13 protein-coding genes are annotated in these 14,561 nt (G+C 60.3%); 4 read left to right on the top strand and 9 right to left on the bottom strand.

Going from position 1 to position 14,561, the window contains the following annotated elements:
- Positions 1 to 53: 53 nt before the first annotated feature.
- From AC1Z24_RS21320 to AC1Z24_RS21310, 3 genes are all read right to left on the bottom strand, one after another.
- Positions 54 to 2,990, bottom strand: a complete 2,937-nt coding sequence (locus AC1Z24_RS21320) for a DUF4132 domain-containing protein (RefSeq protein WP_483742586.1) — start codon at positions 2,988 to 2,990, stop codon at positions 54 to 56.
- Positions 2,991 to 3,020: 30 nt separating this feature from the next.
- Positions 3,021 to 3,461 (bottom strand): hypothetical protein, encoded by a 441-nt coding sequence (locus tag AC1Z24_RS21315; protein WP_483742585.1) that lies wholly within the window; start codon positions 3,459 to 3,461, stop codon positions 3,021 to 3,023.
- A 183-nt stretch (positions 3,462 to 3,644) separates the two neighbouring features.
- Positions 3,645 to 4,574, bottom strand: coding sequence for a LysR family transcriptional regulator (locus AC1Z24_RS21310; protein ID WP_483746682.1), 930 nt, complete (start codon positions 4,572 to 4,574; stop codon positions 3,645 to 3,647).
- A gap of 79 nt (positions 4,575 to 4,653) precedes the next feature.
- Here AC1Z24_RS21310 and AC1Z24_RS21305 point away from each other — a divergent pair, with 79 nt between their 5' ends.
- From AC1Z24_RS21305 to AC1Z24_RS21295, 3 genes are read left to right on the top strand one after another with little or no spacing between them, the layout of a single operon-like run.
- Positions 4,654 to 5,892, top strand: a complete 1,239-nt coding sequence (locus tag AC1Z24_RS21305) for a 3-hydroxyacyl-CoA dehydrogenase (protein ID WP_483742584.1) — start codon at positions 4,654 to 4,656, stop codon at positions 5,890 to 5,892.
- Positions 5,889 to 7,679, top strand: coding sequence for an acyl-CoA dehydrogenase C-terminal domain-containing protein (locus tag AC1Z24_RS21300; RefSeq protein WP_483742583.1), 1,791 nt, complete (start codon positions 5,889 to 5,891; stop codon positions 7,677 to 7,679). The genes AC1Z24_RS21305 and AC1Z24_RS21300 overlap by 4 nt, the downstream gene beginning before the upstream one ends.
- A gap of 29 nt (positions 7,680 to 7,708) precedes the next feature.
- Positions 7,709 to 8,893 (top strand): acetyl-CoA C-acyltransferase, encoded by a 1,185-nt coding sequence (locus AC1Z24_RS21295; RefSeq protein ID WP_483742582.1) that lies wholly within the window; start codon positions 7,709 to 7,711, stop codon positions 8,891 to 8,893.
- 141 nt (positions 8,894 to 9,034) lie between these two features.
- On the opposite strand, the gene AC1Z24_RS21290 is transcribed toward AC1Z24_RS21295, so the two are convergent.
- From AC1Z24_RS21290 to AC1Z24_RS21280, 3 genes are read right to left on the bottom strand one after another with little or no spacing between them, the layout of a single operon-like run.
- The gene (locus tag AC1Z24_RS21290) at positions 9,035 to 9,781 is read right to left on the bottom strand and encodes a hypothetical protein (protein WP_483742581.1); all 747 of its coding nucleotides are present in this window, start codon (positions 9,779 to 9,781) and stop codon (positions 9,035 to 9,037) included.
- Positions 9,782 to 9,797: 16 nt separating this feature from the next.
- Entirely contained in the window at positions 9,798 to 10,232 is a 435-nt protein-coding gene (locus AC1Z24_RS21285; protein ID WP_483742580.1) for a hypothetical protein, read from the bottom strand.
- On the bottom strand, positions 10,229 to 10,648 hold the full coding sequence (locus AC1Z24_RS21280; protein WP_483742579.1) for a lysozyme inhibitor LprI family protein: 420 nt from the start codon (positions 10,646 to 10,648) through the stop codon (positions 10,229 to 10,231). Before AC1Z24_RS21280 ends, AC1Z24_RS21285 begins: the two co-directional genes overlap by 4 nt.
- Before the next feature lie 239 nt (positions 10,649 to 10,887).
- Between AC1Z24_RS21280 and AC1Z24_RS21275 the strand changes: the two genes are divergently transcribed.
- Positions 10,888 to 11,730: a lysozyme inhibitor LprI family protein gene (locus AC1Z24_RS21275; protein WP_483742578.1), complete on the top strand. Its 843-nt coding sequence runs from the start codon at positions 10,888 to 10,890 to the stop codon at positions 11,728 to 11,730.
- A gap of 14 nt (positions 11,731 to 11,744) precedes the next feature.
- Here AC1Z24_RS21275 and AC1Z24_RS21270 read toward each other — a convergent pair whose 3' ends face one another.
- From AC1Z24_RS21270 to AC1Z24_RS21260, 3 genes are read right to left on the bottom strand one after another with little or no spacing between them, the layout of a single operon-like run.
- A complete protein-coding gene (locus AC1Z24_RS21270; RefSeq protein ID WP_483742577.1) occupies positions 11,745 to 12,161 on the bottom strand; it encodes a hypothetical protein in 417 nt (138 codons plus the stop codon).
- Positions 12,158 to 12,742 carry a hypothetical protein gene (locus AC1Z24_RS21265; RefSeq protein WP_483742576.1) on the bottom strand — a complete coding sequence of 195 codons (585 nt, stop codon included), beginning with the start codon at positions 12,740 to 12,742 and terminating at the stop codon, positions 12,158 to 12,160. The genes AC1Z24_RS21270 and AC1Z24_RS21265 overlap by 4 nt, the downstream gene beginning before the upstream one ends.
- Positions 12,742 to 14,547: a DUF4344 domain-containing metallopeptidase gene (locus AC1Z24_RS21260; RefSeq protein WP_483742575.1), complete on the bottom strand. Its 1,806-nt coding sequence runs from the start codon at positions 14,545 to 14,547 to the stop codon at positions 12,742 to 12,744. The genes AC1Z24_RS21265 and AC1Z24_RS21260 overlap by 1 nt, the downstream gene beginning before the upstream one ends.
- Positions 14,548 to 14,561: the final 14 nt, after the last annotated feature.

The raw sequence follows: 14,561 nt of genomic DNA, 5'->3' as shown, positions 1-14,561 counted from the left end.
CCTGAGGGCAGGGCGGGTTGAGTGGCCAACCGTTTCGATGTTAGCCGTCTGCATCAACGCCCCGACTGTATCTGCTCCAGTATCTGGCTGTCGGTGATGTTCATGTCGTCCTGCAGCAGAAACATCTTGCTCAGCACTTCGGCCATTTTCCTGTCGGTGTCGGCGAATGGCAGGTAGAACTCTGTCGGGCTGGCGCCTGCGGGCACGATGCACAGGTAGTTGCCGGGCTCGATATGGATGGCGGCGCTGCCCAGGTGAATGCGGTAGTTCGCACGCTGGCCGGTGATGTACAGGAAATGCCCTTCACATTTAACGTTCTGCAGTCCCAACCCTTGAATCAACTCGCCGACCAGTTCGGCGCGTCGTTGCAGGGTCTCGTTGCTGGTGCTGTAGCCATCAGCTGCGTGGGCCACGGAGACCAGCAGGTCGGCATCACGCATGACTTCTGAAAACAGCAGCGGTGGCACTTGCTCAAGGGGGATGGCTTTGCGGTCGCGGTAGAAGGCAATCGTGTCGAAGGTAAAGTGTTCGGTTTCTGACAGGTAATGGCCGGTATCCAGGAAGTTGAACATGGCGTAGATGCCGTGCTCTTTACTCTCGTAATAGATGTCTTCGACGCTTGAGGTGGACCAGTTGCGCACCTGCAGTAACCGCGCGGCAACTTTGCCTTTCAGGCGGTGACCGGCAAACCGATTGGACCACAGGCCGGTATCCCGCTCCGCAGGGGTCAGCAAATACAGCTCGCGAAAGGCCTGCTTGAACGGCTGCACACGTTGATGGCTGACAATTTCCCGCTGCCAGGCCGACAGTTGTCCGGCTGCGAACAGGTGAAAGGGGTGGGCGATGCGCAGGTACTTTTCGGCAACGTGTCGGCGACCTTCATGATCGGTTACCGTCAACGTTGCGGTATCGAGCCAGCCCAGCGCAATGTCGTCAGCCTGCATGATCAGTTGATCGAGCAACAGGCGCACCGCAGGCATATTCAACAATGGCCTCAGTTCGTCCAGGGCCAAGGTTTCACCGCTGCTCATCATCGCTTCCAGGGTGCGGCAGAAGCGTGCGATCTGCTCCTTGAGCTGAGTCTGCCGGGTTTTCAGCGCGACGAATTCAGCACTCTTGCGAATCGCGGGTGGCGCAGTCTTGAGCGTCTTCCCGGCTTTGTGGATGTGTAACACCGGCGACAGACCGTCGACCACCAGAGTCACGTCATAGCCATCAATGGTGCAGGCCGTCTGGGCTGATTCGGCGATCTCTGACTCCATGGCCCATTCCAGGCGTATCGCCGAAGGATAGCCGGCGACACGCGCCAGGTTTTCCAGGCCTGCCTGCACCGCCGCCTGGGAATTGGCCTGTCGTTCAGCGCCGTACTTACGCACCTCCTTGTGCAGTTTCTTGAGGGTCAGATAGCGCTGGCGCACATCGTGCGAATCCGTGACCGGCAATACGCCGTAGGTGCGCATTGCCGCCTGTGCATGGCGGGTCAATTTCTTTTCCAGGGCGGCCCGGCCGATGCCCTGGTAGGCGTCGAGCAGCACGCGGGTGGCGGGAAACGCCCAGTGCGACGGTTCCAGTGCGGCGAGGTATTCACGCAGGTGTTGCGGGTCGGCTTCGGTCAGCGCCTTGTCCAGCAGGTAGCGGTCCACCACACCCACGGTTTCGTCGAGTGTGTTGGGCAGATCGCTGCCCCAGCCGGACCGGGGGGCGAGCGCAATGTTCAGGTACTCACGCTGGAAGGCCTGCAGATCACTCCAGCCGAGCGCGTCGAGGATCACTCGGCTGGCTTGTCCGGCATAGGGCAGGGCCGTCAGCAAGGTGTTTCTCGAAAAGCCGCTCAGCGCCGCCAGCAGCTCTGCCGACTGATCCTTGGGCAATGCCTGAAGCAGCAGGAAGCGCTCGAGCACAGTGGCCGTGTCGGCGAAATTGTCGAAAAAGGTATCAGGTGTCATGGCCAGTCGTTCGATGACCGCCAGGGCCTGCAGCAACCAGCGGGTCTGATACACCTCTACCGAACGGAAGGTGTCTGCCAGTTTTTCGGCGTTATCGGGCAGCCCGTCCAGGGCCTCCTCGACATAACGAAGGGTGAAGCTCGCCAGTTCGGGAGGCACCACCGCGGCGTCTTCCGTCACGAGGACCTCGCTGTCGGATAGCTCATCGTCAAGGTCGAGGTCCTCAGCCTCTGGATCCTCGTCGTTTGAATCGTCCTCGGTGAATTCTTCATTGGCGTAGCGCCTCAGGTCCACATCATCGCTGTCCAGTCCGGCGTCATCGGCATAAAACAGCATGGCGCGACCCCAGGTATTGGCTGCCCGGCTAAAACGAGGATAATCGAGCCGACCCGCTTCCAGCAGGCCCAGGGCGATGCGGCGGATTTCCATGTGCACATAGATATACGCATCAGCCACTTTCCTTTGCCCTTCATCAGGCGGGGAAGGCGGTTGCACACGGTTCCAGCTGCCGTCCAGCAACCATTCGGCGAAGGTCTGCCAGGCCGGGGTGGGCGGATAGTTGCTCAGGCGGTTGATGCACGCCTGAACATCGGGGAAGGCCCAGGCATGCTCCGGGCTTCTGCGGTAATAGCCAGGGTCGTCATCGTCAGTGGGCAGTGGGTAATCACTGTCCTCAAAAGCAAATAGCAGCATGTGTTGAAGCCTTGCGCAGATCTGCTCCAGTGCGTAGTCATCCGGGTGAGCGCTGATCCACGCATCGCAGAGGCGATACAGCAGGCCGTAGCGCTGCTGATCGCGAAGGTCCTCCAGGTCGTCCCAGACGATGGGGAATACCAGGCCGTCAGCCAGCGCCCTGGCGCCTTCTTGTGGATGCTGCCTGACCCAGTCACCGGCTATGCGCAGCAGGTCGATGCCGTCCCAGAAGTCGGGCGTGAACTGGTCATATCGGCTGAATTCGGGATAGGTATCCAGCACCTTGTCACAGAATGCCCGCAGGGCAGCGAGACGTGTGGCTTGTTCGGGCACAGGACGGCGTGATTGCATGATGGTTTCCAAAGGCGTGGACGATGAGGATTAACCGCCAATCAGTGGCATCAGGCGGATAAACGCGAGTTGAGAGGTGGCGCTCAGTTCGATGGATTCATCAAGGCTGTGCAGCATGACGCCGTTGTGCAGAACGCGAAACGCGCGGCTTTCAAAGCCGTGCAAGGCTCGCTCGACCTCAGCGCTGACATCCGGGGCTGCAGACGTGGTGGCCTGAGGCATGACTATCGCGCCTTCACTGGCCTGCTGGAGAATGTCCCGCTCGCTGAGGTATTGGCGGTCGAGCACTTCGCGTACAGACCGTTGTTCCAGCCAGTCACGGACTGACAGCGCGGCGATCTGTTCGGCAACGGTCAAGCGAATGAGTTCGGCGACCGTCAGGCTCGATGAAGTCGGTGTCACGCTGACAGGAGGCAGCAAAGGTTCCTGGCGTGCGCCCTTGAGGCAATAGCTGTGAACCACGATATCCATAACGCATTCCTTGCAATGCCAGACAGATGGGCGCACGGCACACTTGCACCCGCCTGCGAGTCTGCCTGATTGCACGTTATGTTTTTGCCACAGCGTGCGCATTATTCAGAAAATCAGCTGAAGAGCCTGCTGAAAATGGGCGGTTGATCTTCGCGCCCATGGATAAGCTGCAGGCTGCGTCGATCAGCCCTGTGGTGAGTCCGGTCGCACCGCAAGAATCTGTTCCACCATCCACGCCAGCGCCGGATCCCTCTGCCGTTGCGCCACGTACACCAGTTCCAGATGAAATGAGCCGACATTGAACGGCAGGTCGAACAATTGCAGCGGCAACAGCCGGGCAAATTGATTGGCCAGTTGGGTCGGCAGGACCACGCATAAATCCGAGCAGGCGGCCAGGTGGGCGGCTTGCAGGTAGTTGGGCGTGGTGTAGACGATCTGTCGGGTCAGCCCTTGCTTGCCCAGCCACTGGTCGACCATGCCTCGGGTCTGACCGCCGTGTACCCAGATATGCCGTAAACGCAGGAACGTGTTGAGGTCCAGGCCGGCTTCGGCCAGGGGATGGCCCGTGCGCAGGGCGATGCGCAGGGTTTCACTGTGCCAGGAGCGGCGAGTGAAACGCGCCGGCACGTCTTCGAAGCGGCCTAAAACCATGTCGAGTTCGCCACGGTCCAGGGCGTCGGCGGGCAGGGTCGGGGCCAGATGGGCGATATCAATGCGCAGGTTCGGTGCTCGTTCCTGCAGACGAACCAGTAACGGCGGCATGCACAACTGCTCGACGAAGTCGGTGACGGCGATGCGGATTTGTTGCTGGCTCAGGTGCGGATCGAAGGCTTCGCCTGCGCTGAGGGTTTGTTCGATCTGCTGCAGGGCTGCGCGGATTGGTCCTTCCAGCGCCAGGGCCCGGGGCGTGGGTTGCATATGTCGGCCTATTCGCACCAGTAATGGGTCGTCGAACAGCGAACGCAAGCGCGCCAGTGAATTGCTCACAGTGGGTTGGCTCAGTGCCAGGCGTTCGGCGGCCCGGGACACGTTTTGCTCGCGCAGCAGCATGTCCAGCACCCGCAGCAGGTTGAGGTCGAAGTTCTTTAAATTCAAATGGCAAATACCAGGCATATGAAAATGAAATTTCAAAAATAGTAGGCCTCTGCTTAGGGTGGCGGCAATTCTTTCTTCCCTGATGCAGGAGCCGGCGATGAGTGAGCAGTTCAATGTGCAGCAGGTTGCCGTGATTGGCGCCGGGACCATGGGCCGAGGCATCGTCATCAGCCTGGCGGGCAAAGGCATCCCGGTGCTGTGGCTGGACAACAATCCGCGCTCTGTAGAGGCGGGTCTGAAGATGGCCGAGGAAACCTGGGCGCAGCAGGTGTTCAAGGGGCGTATCAGTCAGGCCGAGGCAGAAAGTTTCCGGGCACAGATAACGGCGGTGGATGATTACCCGGCCCTGGCCGAGGTTGATCTGGTGATCGAGGCGGTGTACGAAAACCTTGAGCTCAAGCAGGACATCTTTCGCACCCTCGATAAAACCCTCAAGCCCCAGGCCATTCTGGCCAGCAACACCTCGGCCCTGGATATCGATGCCATCGCCGCCGTCACGCAACGGCCTGCGCAGGTGCTGGGCCTGCATTTTTTCAGCCCGGCGCACATCATGAAGTTGCTGGAAGTCGTGCGTGGTCGGCTGACCGCGGCGCCGGTTCTGGACACGGTACTGGCACTGGGTCGGCGCATCGGCAAGGTGACGGTGGTGGCTGGCAACTGTCAGGGCTTTATCGGTAACCGCATGCTGGCGACCTACGTGGCCGAGGCGCGCAAGATGCTGCTTGAGGGCGCTTTGCCCAAGCATGTGGATGACGCCTTGCAACATTTCGGTTTCGCCATGGGCCCGTTTCGCATGTACGACGTGGTGGGTATCGACCTCGAATGGCGGGCGCGGCATCTGGCCGGTGCAGGCATGGACGATCCCCTGGTTCAGGTCGACAACGCCCTGTGCGAGCTGGGGCGCTATGGTCAGAAGTCGCAAAAAGGTTACTACCGCTATGCTGAGGGCAGCCGTCAGGCCGAGCCCGATGCTGAAGTCGATGCGCTGGTGCTGGAAGTGTCACGGGGTCTGGGTTTGAGTCGCCGCGAGATTGGCAGCGAGGAAATCCTCGAGCGCTGCCTGCTGGCGTTGGTCAATGAGGGTGCGAAGATCCTCGAAGAACAGATTGCCGACAGCAGCCACGACATCGACCTGGTCTACCTCAACGGCTACGGTTTTCCCGAGGCGGTCGGTGGTCCCATGCAGTGGGCTGATAGCCAGGGTCTGGCGCAGATAGGCGAGCGTCTGGACAGCCTGCACAACCTGTTCGGCGAGCACTGGCGGCCTGCCGCGCTGATTCGCCGTCTGGCCAGGGATGGTCTTGGCTTTGCCGATTTCAAGGAGGCACGCAATTGAACTATCAGGCACCGCTGCGGGATATGCGTTTCGTGCTGCACGAACTGTTCGACATCGTTGGTCACTGCGAGCGTCTGGGTAATGGCCTGGATCGCGAAACCATCGACGGTGTGCTGGAAGAGGCCGCGCGCTTTACCGCTGAGGTCATTGCGCCGCTTAACCGCAACAGCGACGAGCAGGGTTGCAGGCTCAATGACGGGCAGGTCAGCACACCGGATGGCTTTCGTGAAGCCTATGGGCAGTTCGTCGCCAACGGCTGGGCGAGCATGACCGGCCCTGTGGAATACGGCGGCCAAGGCTTCCCGCAGCTGATGTCGGCGAGTTTTCACGAGATGCTGATGGCGGCATCGCTGTCCTTTCGCATCTACTCGGGCCTGACCGAAAGCGCAGTGCTGGCGGTACACCGGCATGGCAGCGAGTTTCTCAAACAGACCTATTTGCAGAAGATTGTCAGTGGCGAATGGACCGGCACCATGTGCCTGACAGAAGCCCAGGCGGGCACCGACCTGGCCCTGTTGCGCACCCGCGCCACACCTGAGGCCGACGGCAGCTACCGGATCAGCGGCAGCAAGATTTTCATCAGCGGCGGCGATCAGGACCTGACGCCCAATATCGTGCATCTGGTCCTGGCCCGTTTGCCTGATGCCCCGGCTGGCGTCAAAGGCATCAGCCTGTTTCTGGTGCCGAAATTCATCCCCACCGACGACGGGCAGCCGGGCACGCGCAACAGCCTGAGTTGCGGCGCGCTGGAACACAAAATGGGCATCAAGGGCGCTGCCACTTGCGTGATGAACTTCGACGATGCTCGAGGTTGGCTGATCGGCGAAGCCAATCAGGGCCTGGCGTGCATGTTTACCATGATGAACGACGCGCGTTTCCAGGTTGGCCTGCAGGGCCTGGGTATTGCCGAAGCCGCGTTTCAGGGCGGTCTGGCTTATGCCCGTGAACGCCTGCAGTCCCGTGCGCTCAGCGGGCCAGTGGCGCCAGACAAACCGGCTGACCCAATCATCGTTCATCCCGATGTGCGGCGCATGTTGCTGACGCAAAAGACCTTGAGCGAGGGCTGCCGTCTGCTTGCGGCGTACACCGCCCGGCAACTGGATCTGGAGCGTGCCGATAGTGATGAGCAGGTGCGGGAAAAGGCCGGCAAGCGCGCGGCGTTGCTGATTCCAATCGTCAAGGCGTTCTTCACCGACGCGGGTCAGGAGGCGGCCAGCCTGGGGGTGCAGATTTATGGCGGGCACGGTTATATCCGCGAGTGGGGTATGGAGCAGTTGATGCGCGACAGCCGCATCACCCAGCTGTACGAGGGCACCAATGGCATTCAGGCGCTGGATTTTATCCGGCGCAAGGTTTTGGCCGATAACGCGGCCGAGTTGCGCGCACTGATCGGCGAGTTGGCCGGTGAGGTTGAAACAGCCGCTGCCTATCCGGCCCTGGCGGGAATGCAGGCGGCGGCGCGGCAACGACTCGGGGAATGGCACGGGCTGGGCGTCAATGTAGTGGAAAGTTGCCAGCGCGATCCCCAGGAAATCGGCGCCGTCTCGGTGGATTTCCTCGCGTACTCCGCCTACGTCGTGCTCGGCTGCCTGTGGTTGCAGGCTGCCGTACGGGCCAGTGCAGCCCTGGCGGCGGGCAGCAATGAACCGGGGTTTTATCAGGCCAAGCTGCAGGCCGCCGACTTCTATTGGCGCCGGGTCCTGCCTCGGGCCAGCGGTCACCGCGAGGCGTTGCTGGGCGGCGCTCACTGCCTGATGGCAATGGACGAAGCCGATTTTGCTTTCTGACCCACTAAAACCAACAACATGGAATCGTCATGAGAGAAGCCGTCATCCTTTCCACCGCGCGCACGCCGATTGCCAAGGCCTTTCGCGGCGCGTTCAACCATCTGAAATCACCGAGCATGGCCAGCATCGCTGTCAACGCAGCGGTGGAGCGTGCCGGTGTCGAGCCTGGGCAAATCGAAGACCTGATCATGGGCACGGCCTTGCCCGGCGGCACGGCCGGCTGGAATCTGGGGCGCATGGCCGCATTGGCGGCGGGTTTGCCCCACAGCGTCAGTGGCCAGACCATCGATCGCCAATGCGCTTCGGGCCTGATGGCCATTGCCACGGCGGCTAAACAAATCATCTGCGATGGCATGGACGTGGTGATCGGCGCTGGGCAAGAACAGATCAGTCTGGTGCAGAACCGCAGCATGGAGTGGGCGTTCAGTGAGCGCGACCCTCAGGTCGAACGCCACGCGCAACACGCTTATATGCCGATGCTGCAGACGGCCGAAAATGTCGCCGCCCGCTACGGCATCAGTCGCGAAGCTCAGGACGCGTACTCCCTGCAATCGCAACTGCGCATCGCCGCTGCACAACAGGCCGGCCTGTTCGCCAATGAAATCGTCCCGGTGACCGCCGATAAGCAGGTGGTGGATAAAGCTACGGGCGCCGTCAGTTTTGAGCAGGTGACCCTGATTCAGGACGAAGGCAATCGCCCGCAAACCACCCTGGATGACTTGAGCAAACTCAAGCCCGTGGTTGAAGGCGGGGTGATCACTGCTGGCAACGCCAGCCAGTTGTCTGACGGTGCCAGTGCCTGCGTGCTGATGGACGCCCGTCTGGCCGAACAACGCAATCTTGTGCCATTGGGCCTGTATCGCGGCATCGCCGTTGCCGGGCTTGCGCCGGAAGAAATGGGTATCGGCCCGGTGCTGGCGATTCCCAAGCTATTGAAGCAGCACGGCCTGACCGTGAACGACATCGGCCTGTGGGAGCTTAACGAGGCCTTTGCCTGTCAGGTGCTGTATTGCCGCGACAAACTGGGCATCGACAACGAGCGTCTGAACGTTAACGGCGGCGCCATTGCCATTGGCCACCCCTACGGCATGAGCGGCGCGCGCATGGTGGGTCATGCCTTGCTGGAGGGCAAACGGCGTGGCGTCAAGTATGTGGTGGTGACCATGTGCGTGGGGGGCGGCATGGGGGCGGCGGGGTTATTTGAGGTGTTTTGATGAGTGTTGTGTACCGATGGGTGGGACCGGCTTTAGCCGGGAAGACAATGTGATCGACGATAGAAAATCATCGATCATCCCTGCGCCTTCCCGGCTAAAGCCAGTCCCACATTGATGGTTCGGTGTTTTTTCCTGAAACCGTTACTGCTGTTCGGGCAACGCATAAACCGCTTTGGCGGAATCAAAAGGCACATCGAACTCGTCGACCTTCTGCTCGCCATTGAGCTTGATCACATGCAGCGGGAACAGGTCCTTGGCGGTGTCGTCGGCCTTGACACTGATCCGGTAGCTCACGCCAGGGTTCTCTTCGCCCTGGGTCTGGGGGATGCGGCTCAGGTTCTTGAAATCGCTTTTGACCGGCATCAGGAGGCTGAAGCTGGCGTTGGTCACTCCTTGCCAAGTGCCGCCGGAGGTGAACAGCCATGCGTGCTCCCCAGCGTTGTTGAGCTGCACCAACTGAATATCGCTGCAACCGCACTGCCCGGCAAAACCCACGGTCATCTCACTGTCGAAGGCCTTGTAGGTCCAACCCTTGGTGCCACCTAGGCTGACCTTGAACACGCCCATCAAACCCGAGTCGGCCTGGCTGTAGCCGTAATCCGGGTTGTCGTTGATATCGCTGGCATTGACGGCGAGCACGTACAACGTGCCGACGCCTCTTTCTTCCACGACCTGGGACTTGAGTGGGCGCATGCAGTATTGCGTCAACTCTGCGTTCTCGTTCCGGTACGAGTGCGCCCAGCACTTGTGCGTGGCATCGTAGGCGCCGTGATACTGGTCGGCCATGATTTCCCGGACGACCGCGTCAATGTCCTCGGCTGCGGCGGGATTGCAGGCGAGGGCGATTGCGGCCGTCAGCGCGGCACCTGTCAATGAGGTGATTTTCACTACTTGTCTCCGGCCATTACAACGAATCATCCTTGATACGGTACAACATCCAGCAATCCTCATGACGGAAGAACAACGACAGCTGGTAATCAGTGTCGGCCTTGCTCAGCTTGATGCTGACCTGATCCGCGCCGCTTACAGTTTTGCTCACGCTCAGGCCCTGCTTGCGTTGCTGCTGTTCATTGGGCAGCAACGGGAATGCGATCTGCGCCTTGTCCAGTTGCCGTGATACCGGAGCCGGTTCCGGCTCGGCCTCGGGGTCGATGGAATCGCTCTGCAGCGGGACGCTGACAAAGGCCTTCTGCACCGCGACGTCATTGGCGAAGTGCTTGAAGAAACTGTCGAAGTCTTGGGCAGGGCAGGCCACCTGCGCGGCGCTTGCCGGCGTCAGGGGCAGGGCGATCAACGCGCTGAGGAGTATCTGGGCGAAGACTGTTCCGAGGGTCTTCATTGCAAGGCTTCTGCCCATTTTTTCTGGATCTGCGCGGTACGGGCCTTGTAGGCCTTGGACAGGCAGGCCGCGTCGCTGCACTTGCCTGCCAGGGCCGTCCGCCACTGGTACTGTTCCTTGCCCATGGGGTCGATGCGTTCACCGGTATCGCCATCGGTGCCGGTGGTTTCATCCCTGACCGACTGCACCAGGTCGAGCATGCTCTGTTCCTGGGTCTTGAGATCGTCGCTGGCACAGGCGATGGTTTCCAGTTTGCTCAGCTTGGCAGGCTGTTCATCGCAGCGTTGGGCAAAACCAAAGCCGGGCACGCCGCCTTCGGCGTGGGCCAGCGGTGTTATTGCCGTGACGGCAAGCAATAGGGCGCCTGAGGCTGCGCCGAGAAGCGTGCGGGAGAAGGATGAGGTATGGGCAGTCATTGAGAGTCCATTCGTGAGTCGGGTGGGCCTGCAAGTCAGTGGCGCGATAGCACGCAGTGGCATTGACCAAATTGCGCTGAGCGACCATCAGGGATGTCTGTTTTAGTTATGTTACAAATCCTCTATCTTTGTCGGCAACTGGCAAATCTGGCTAACGGCGAGAGTGTGAACAGCTTTGCGAATTTCCAACTAATAGATCCATTGCTTACTGGCTATTTGATATCTAAAGGACGTATTCGATGAGACATCAGGTTCTTGCATCGTTATTGGCGGGCATTGCCCTGTTGCCTGCTTTAGCCCAGGCCATGGATTGCAAAAAAGCCACGAGTAACATTGAACAGCTTATTTGCGCCGATCCACGTCTGGTGACCGCCGACGCGGCCATGGGCAAGGCTTACGCAACGCTGCTCAAGGCCACCAACGACACGGAAATCCGCGCCATGCTGGTCGCCAGTCAGCGCCGTTGGCTGGCGACACGGGACAGCAGTTTCGGTGATCTGGACAACAGTACCGATGGCCAGACCGGCGAAGGCTTCAGCAAGGAGGATCAGCGCAATATCGTGCTCAAGGCGATGCAAGGGCGCACCAGACAATTGGGCGAGCTGGCCAAGAGCGGGCAGCCCAGGCTGATCGAGACTGCACTGCAACAGCGTGCCTTTGCCGGTCGTTTCAGCGGTGGCTCGTTTGCCGGATTCTCGGCCTCCTGTGATTTCCTGCCGCACTCGGGCGAGTATGACTACGCCTGCTTCGGCACCCATTTCTATCAGCACCACAACCGTGTTTGCAGCATCACTCAGGACTGGGCCAGCGGCAGTGTCTATGAGACCCGCGCCGTGGCTGATGTCGTCGGCGGCAAGATGAAACCGGTCGCCACCTGCAAGCCCGGCGAAACCGAATGTGCGCCCCAGGACTGGAGCGTCGAGCCGGGCAGTCTGGATGCCGACACGCAACGCACTTACGCGCAGCAAGGCGCAATGACGCTCAGCAAGCTGGACGCCGAAGTGGTTGAGGACGATGACACCCAGTGGCTGCAAAGCTGCCTGACCGAGCCGAATTATCCGGCCAGGGCTACCGCGAAATAATCGCGGGTTTGAGGTTATTCCGGCATCGCCGGTTCGGCGCCGCCGGACGGCCTGCTGTGCAGAGTCGATTTGATGCAGCGCAAATCGCGAGTCTCGTAGGTGTAGTTGGCTTCCATGTGATCGCCGACTTTCATCCGTGTGCGCCAGCCTATGGTGGCCTGGTACTCGGCGCTGTCTTTGCCGGTGCGGCGCAGACCCGGGCCCTGCAGATTGGTTTCGACGATGGCGCCGCTATCCAGGCGTTGGGGGCTGCTGGCCAGGTTTTGTCGGTCATCGCGATCCTGTTGTTCCAGCACCGCCAGGCAGGCATTGAAACTGACGAATCTCTCTGGCGGCATATCCACGGGCCAGATATGCGCGCTGGCCTGGGCTTGGCCGAGGGACAGTGCCCCGACGAGCAGGCACAAGAGCTTGCAGCGTAAAGGCTTCAAGGGATTTTCACCGCTGTCATGGTGATCGAGAAGGTCTTGTCGGGCTCCTTGAATTGCTCGCGGTTGGCCTCGCCGGTAATCCCGGTCGGGGTAGGGAACGGCTTGAGGTAAAGCTGGTTGGCAAAATAGCTCACGTCGGAAAGCTTGCCTTCGATCATGTCCTTATGCCAAATCGCGCCGCTGAAGATATTGCCCTTGACCGTCGGGCCAAAACTCACCGCCACCATTGACCAGTTGCATACGCCCTCGTGGTAGTAGTCCTCATCCAGATACATGTCGGCGTAGAAGTCAGCTTTCCAGGTATTCGGCCCGACCTGGGTGAGTGTCAACGGCAAACGCTTGTAGGGCGCCAGCGCCGCGCCGCTGATGGGTGTCAGGGGCACGCAATGGCTATTGGTCACGGAGTAGTCGACTGTTGCGTCGAGACTGTCGTACGGGCCCGGCACATCCTGCAGGGACATGGTCAACTGGTAATGTTCGTGCCGCGCCGGGTTTTCCTTGATGTCCGGTGGCGGGATCTGCCGAAAGCACCCTGAGAGTGTCAGCAGGGCAACCGCAGTCGGCAGGGCCGACAGCCTCATCACGCACCTCCTTGCTGGGCACGGGCGGCGGCATCGCGCTCGTTGAGACGCTGGATGGTTTCGTCACGGACTTTCTGATAACGCGGGGCGAAGTGCGGCAGCAGCAGGCGCGACCATGAGGTGATGATCTTGCTGGCTTCCTGAGGGCAACGCGCGGCGCGATTCTTGGGCAGCAGGCCATTTTCGACGATGGACGAGTAATACTGCGGGTCACGGCCGTAGATCATGCACAGCAGGTTGTAGTAGCGCTGTTCGTTCAACGAATGTTCGTCCGAGAATGCGCTGTTATCCGGCGTGCCGTTTTCCAGTGAGGCGTTGGTCTTGAACCACAGGGCAGTCATCGATAGCACGCGGGTAAGTTGTTCGGCGGTTTCGCTGTCGCTGAAATGCAGCAGGATCATGCTCGCCGCCATCTGATCGACGGCGTCTTCCTCGCGTCCCGTTGCAGGCAGATCCAGCAGGTCGATAAAGGCATGCCCGGTTTCGTGCAGCAGGATAAAGCGCAGGTTGTACTTCACGTACTCGGCGAGAAACATCGGGTCATGGTTGGTGTTGAGCTTGTCGGCCTGATGCAGCAGGTAGTCGACCAGTTCGTAGCACAGGTAAATAGCCGAGTCCTTCGGGCTGTAGAACGCGTTCACTGCGCCGCACTCGGTGCCTACGTAATGCAGGGTGCGCGGCATCACGAACAGGCCGTCCATCGCATCGATTTCAAGGTTGCCGACCAGCAGATCGGCGTCGCGGGTAAAGCGATAGGCATCTTCCAGCTTGGCGCTGCGCGGGGCCTGATAGGTGTAGGAGAAGCGCGTACCCTTGCCTTCGGAAGGGTCGTTGGCATCCTGTGCGTCGCGCTGGGCCTGGCGGGTCGGCATCTGCGTCGGCTGCTGTGCGGTCTGTTGCGCGGGCGCAGGTCGTTGCCCGTTTTGTCCGCCGCCATTGCCTTGAGCTGCCGTGCCTTCGGATTGACGTTTGGCCGCCTGGGCCAGGGCCGACAGGGTGGAGTAGTTCGGTTCCAGATTGGGGCGCGGAATATCAAAAGGTTCGAAACTGTTGGAAATCAGCACTGCCATTGGCTGCATGTCCGAATCCAGGTCGTTGTTCCAGACCAGGTCAAACCCACGGATCTGATCGCCACGCTGTTCGTAGCGGCTGTAATACTTGTTGTTGCCACGGTCACCGGCAGTGATGAACAGATCGCCTTTGCGGAACTTGTACGTGACATGGGACTGACTGTCGTTGTTCAGGTCCTCGTAGAGGGTATCGATCCGCCGCGGTTCGGCACCCGGAACCACGACCAGTTCCAGAGAGATTCTTTTGTCCGCTGAATCGAGGTCCACCATATTGGTGTCCTTGGGGCTGGTGATGACGGTCAGCACCTTCGACGGATAACCCAGGGTAATGCCGGTCTTGGGGTCGCGAATGGTCTTCCAGCCGGCCTTTTCCCGGGTATTGAGCGCCGAGCCGCCCAGATGCACGGCCAGATCGGCATCCAGTTGGCCGGTGGCGGGTTGGTTGAACTTGCGCTGAATAACGGCAATCGCGTCACGGGTGCCTTTGCCGAAGCTGCCATCAATCCAGCCGTTATAGACGCCGAACCAGACCAGGCTCTCCTGGATCAGCTTGCGCTCATCGAGATTCAGCAGGTCTTCGATGCGGTCGCTGCCTTGATTGGCATAGGCACTGGCAGCGGCGGGGGCATACGGATTGACGGCGTAAGGATTGGCGGACGGTGTGGTGGCCGCTTGGGAGGGCAGGGATAGCCCGCAGAGTGTCGAAACCGAAGTGAACAACGCTGCGCGCAGCATGCGACTTTTCCAGC

It is taken from the genome of Pseudomonas sp. JL23, from assembly GCF_056933585.1.
This window is presented reverse-complemented; position numbering and strand designations above follow the sequence as displayed.

Coding starts and splice junctions, on each gene's coding strand:
- AC1Z24_RS21320 (WP_483742586.1), bottom strand. CDS start 2,990: ATGCAATCACGCCGTCCTGTGCCCGAACAAGCCACACGTCTCGCTGCC.
- AC1Z24_RS21315 (WP_483742585.1), bottom strand. CDS start 3,461: ATGGATATCGTGGTTCACAGCTATTGCCTCAAGGGCGCACGCCAGGAA.
- AC1Z24_RS21310 (WP_483746682.1), bottom strand. CDS start 4,574: ATGCCTGGTATTTGCCATTTGAATTTAAAGAACTTCGACCTCAACCTG.
- AC1Z24_RS21305 (WP_483742584.1), top strand. CDS start 4,654: ATGAGTGAGCAGTTCAATGTGCAGCAGGTTGCCGTGATTGGCGCCGGG.
- AC1Z24_RS21295 (WP_483742582.1), top strand. CDS start 7,709: ATGAGAGAAGCCGTCATCCTTTCCACCGCGCGCACGCCGATTGCCAAG.
- AC1Z24_RS21285 (WP_483742580.1), bottom strand. CDS start 10,232: ATGAAGACCCTCGGAACAGTCTTCGCCCAGATACTCCTCAGCGCGTTG.
- AC1Z24_RS21280 (WP_483742579.1), bottom strand. CDS start 10,648: ATGACTGCCCATACCTCATCCTTCTCCCGCACGCTTCTCGGCGCAGCC.
- AC1Z24_RS21275 (WP_483742578.1), top strand. CDS start 10,888: ATGAGACATCAGGTTCTTGCATCGTTATTGGCGGGCATTGCCCTGTTG.
- AC1Z24_RS21265 (WP_483742576.1), bottom strand. CDS start 12,742: ATGAGGCTGTCGGCCCTGCCGACTGCGGTTGCCCTGCTGACACTCTCA.
- AC1Z24_RS21260 (WP_483742575.1), bottom strand. CDS start 14,547: ATGCTGCGCGCAGCGTTGTTCACTTCGGTTTCGACACTCTGCGGGCTA.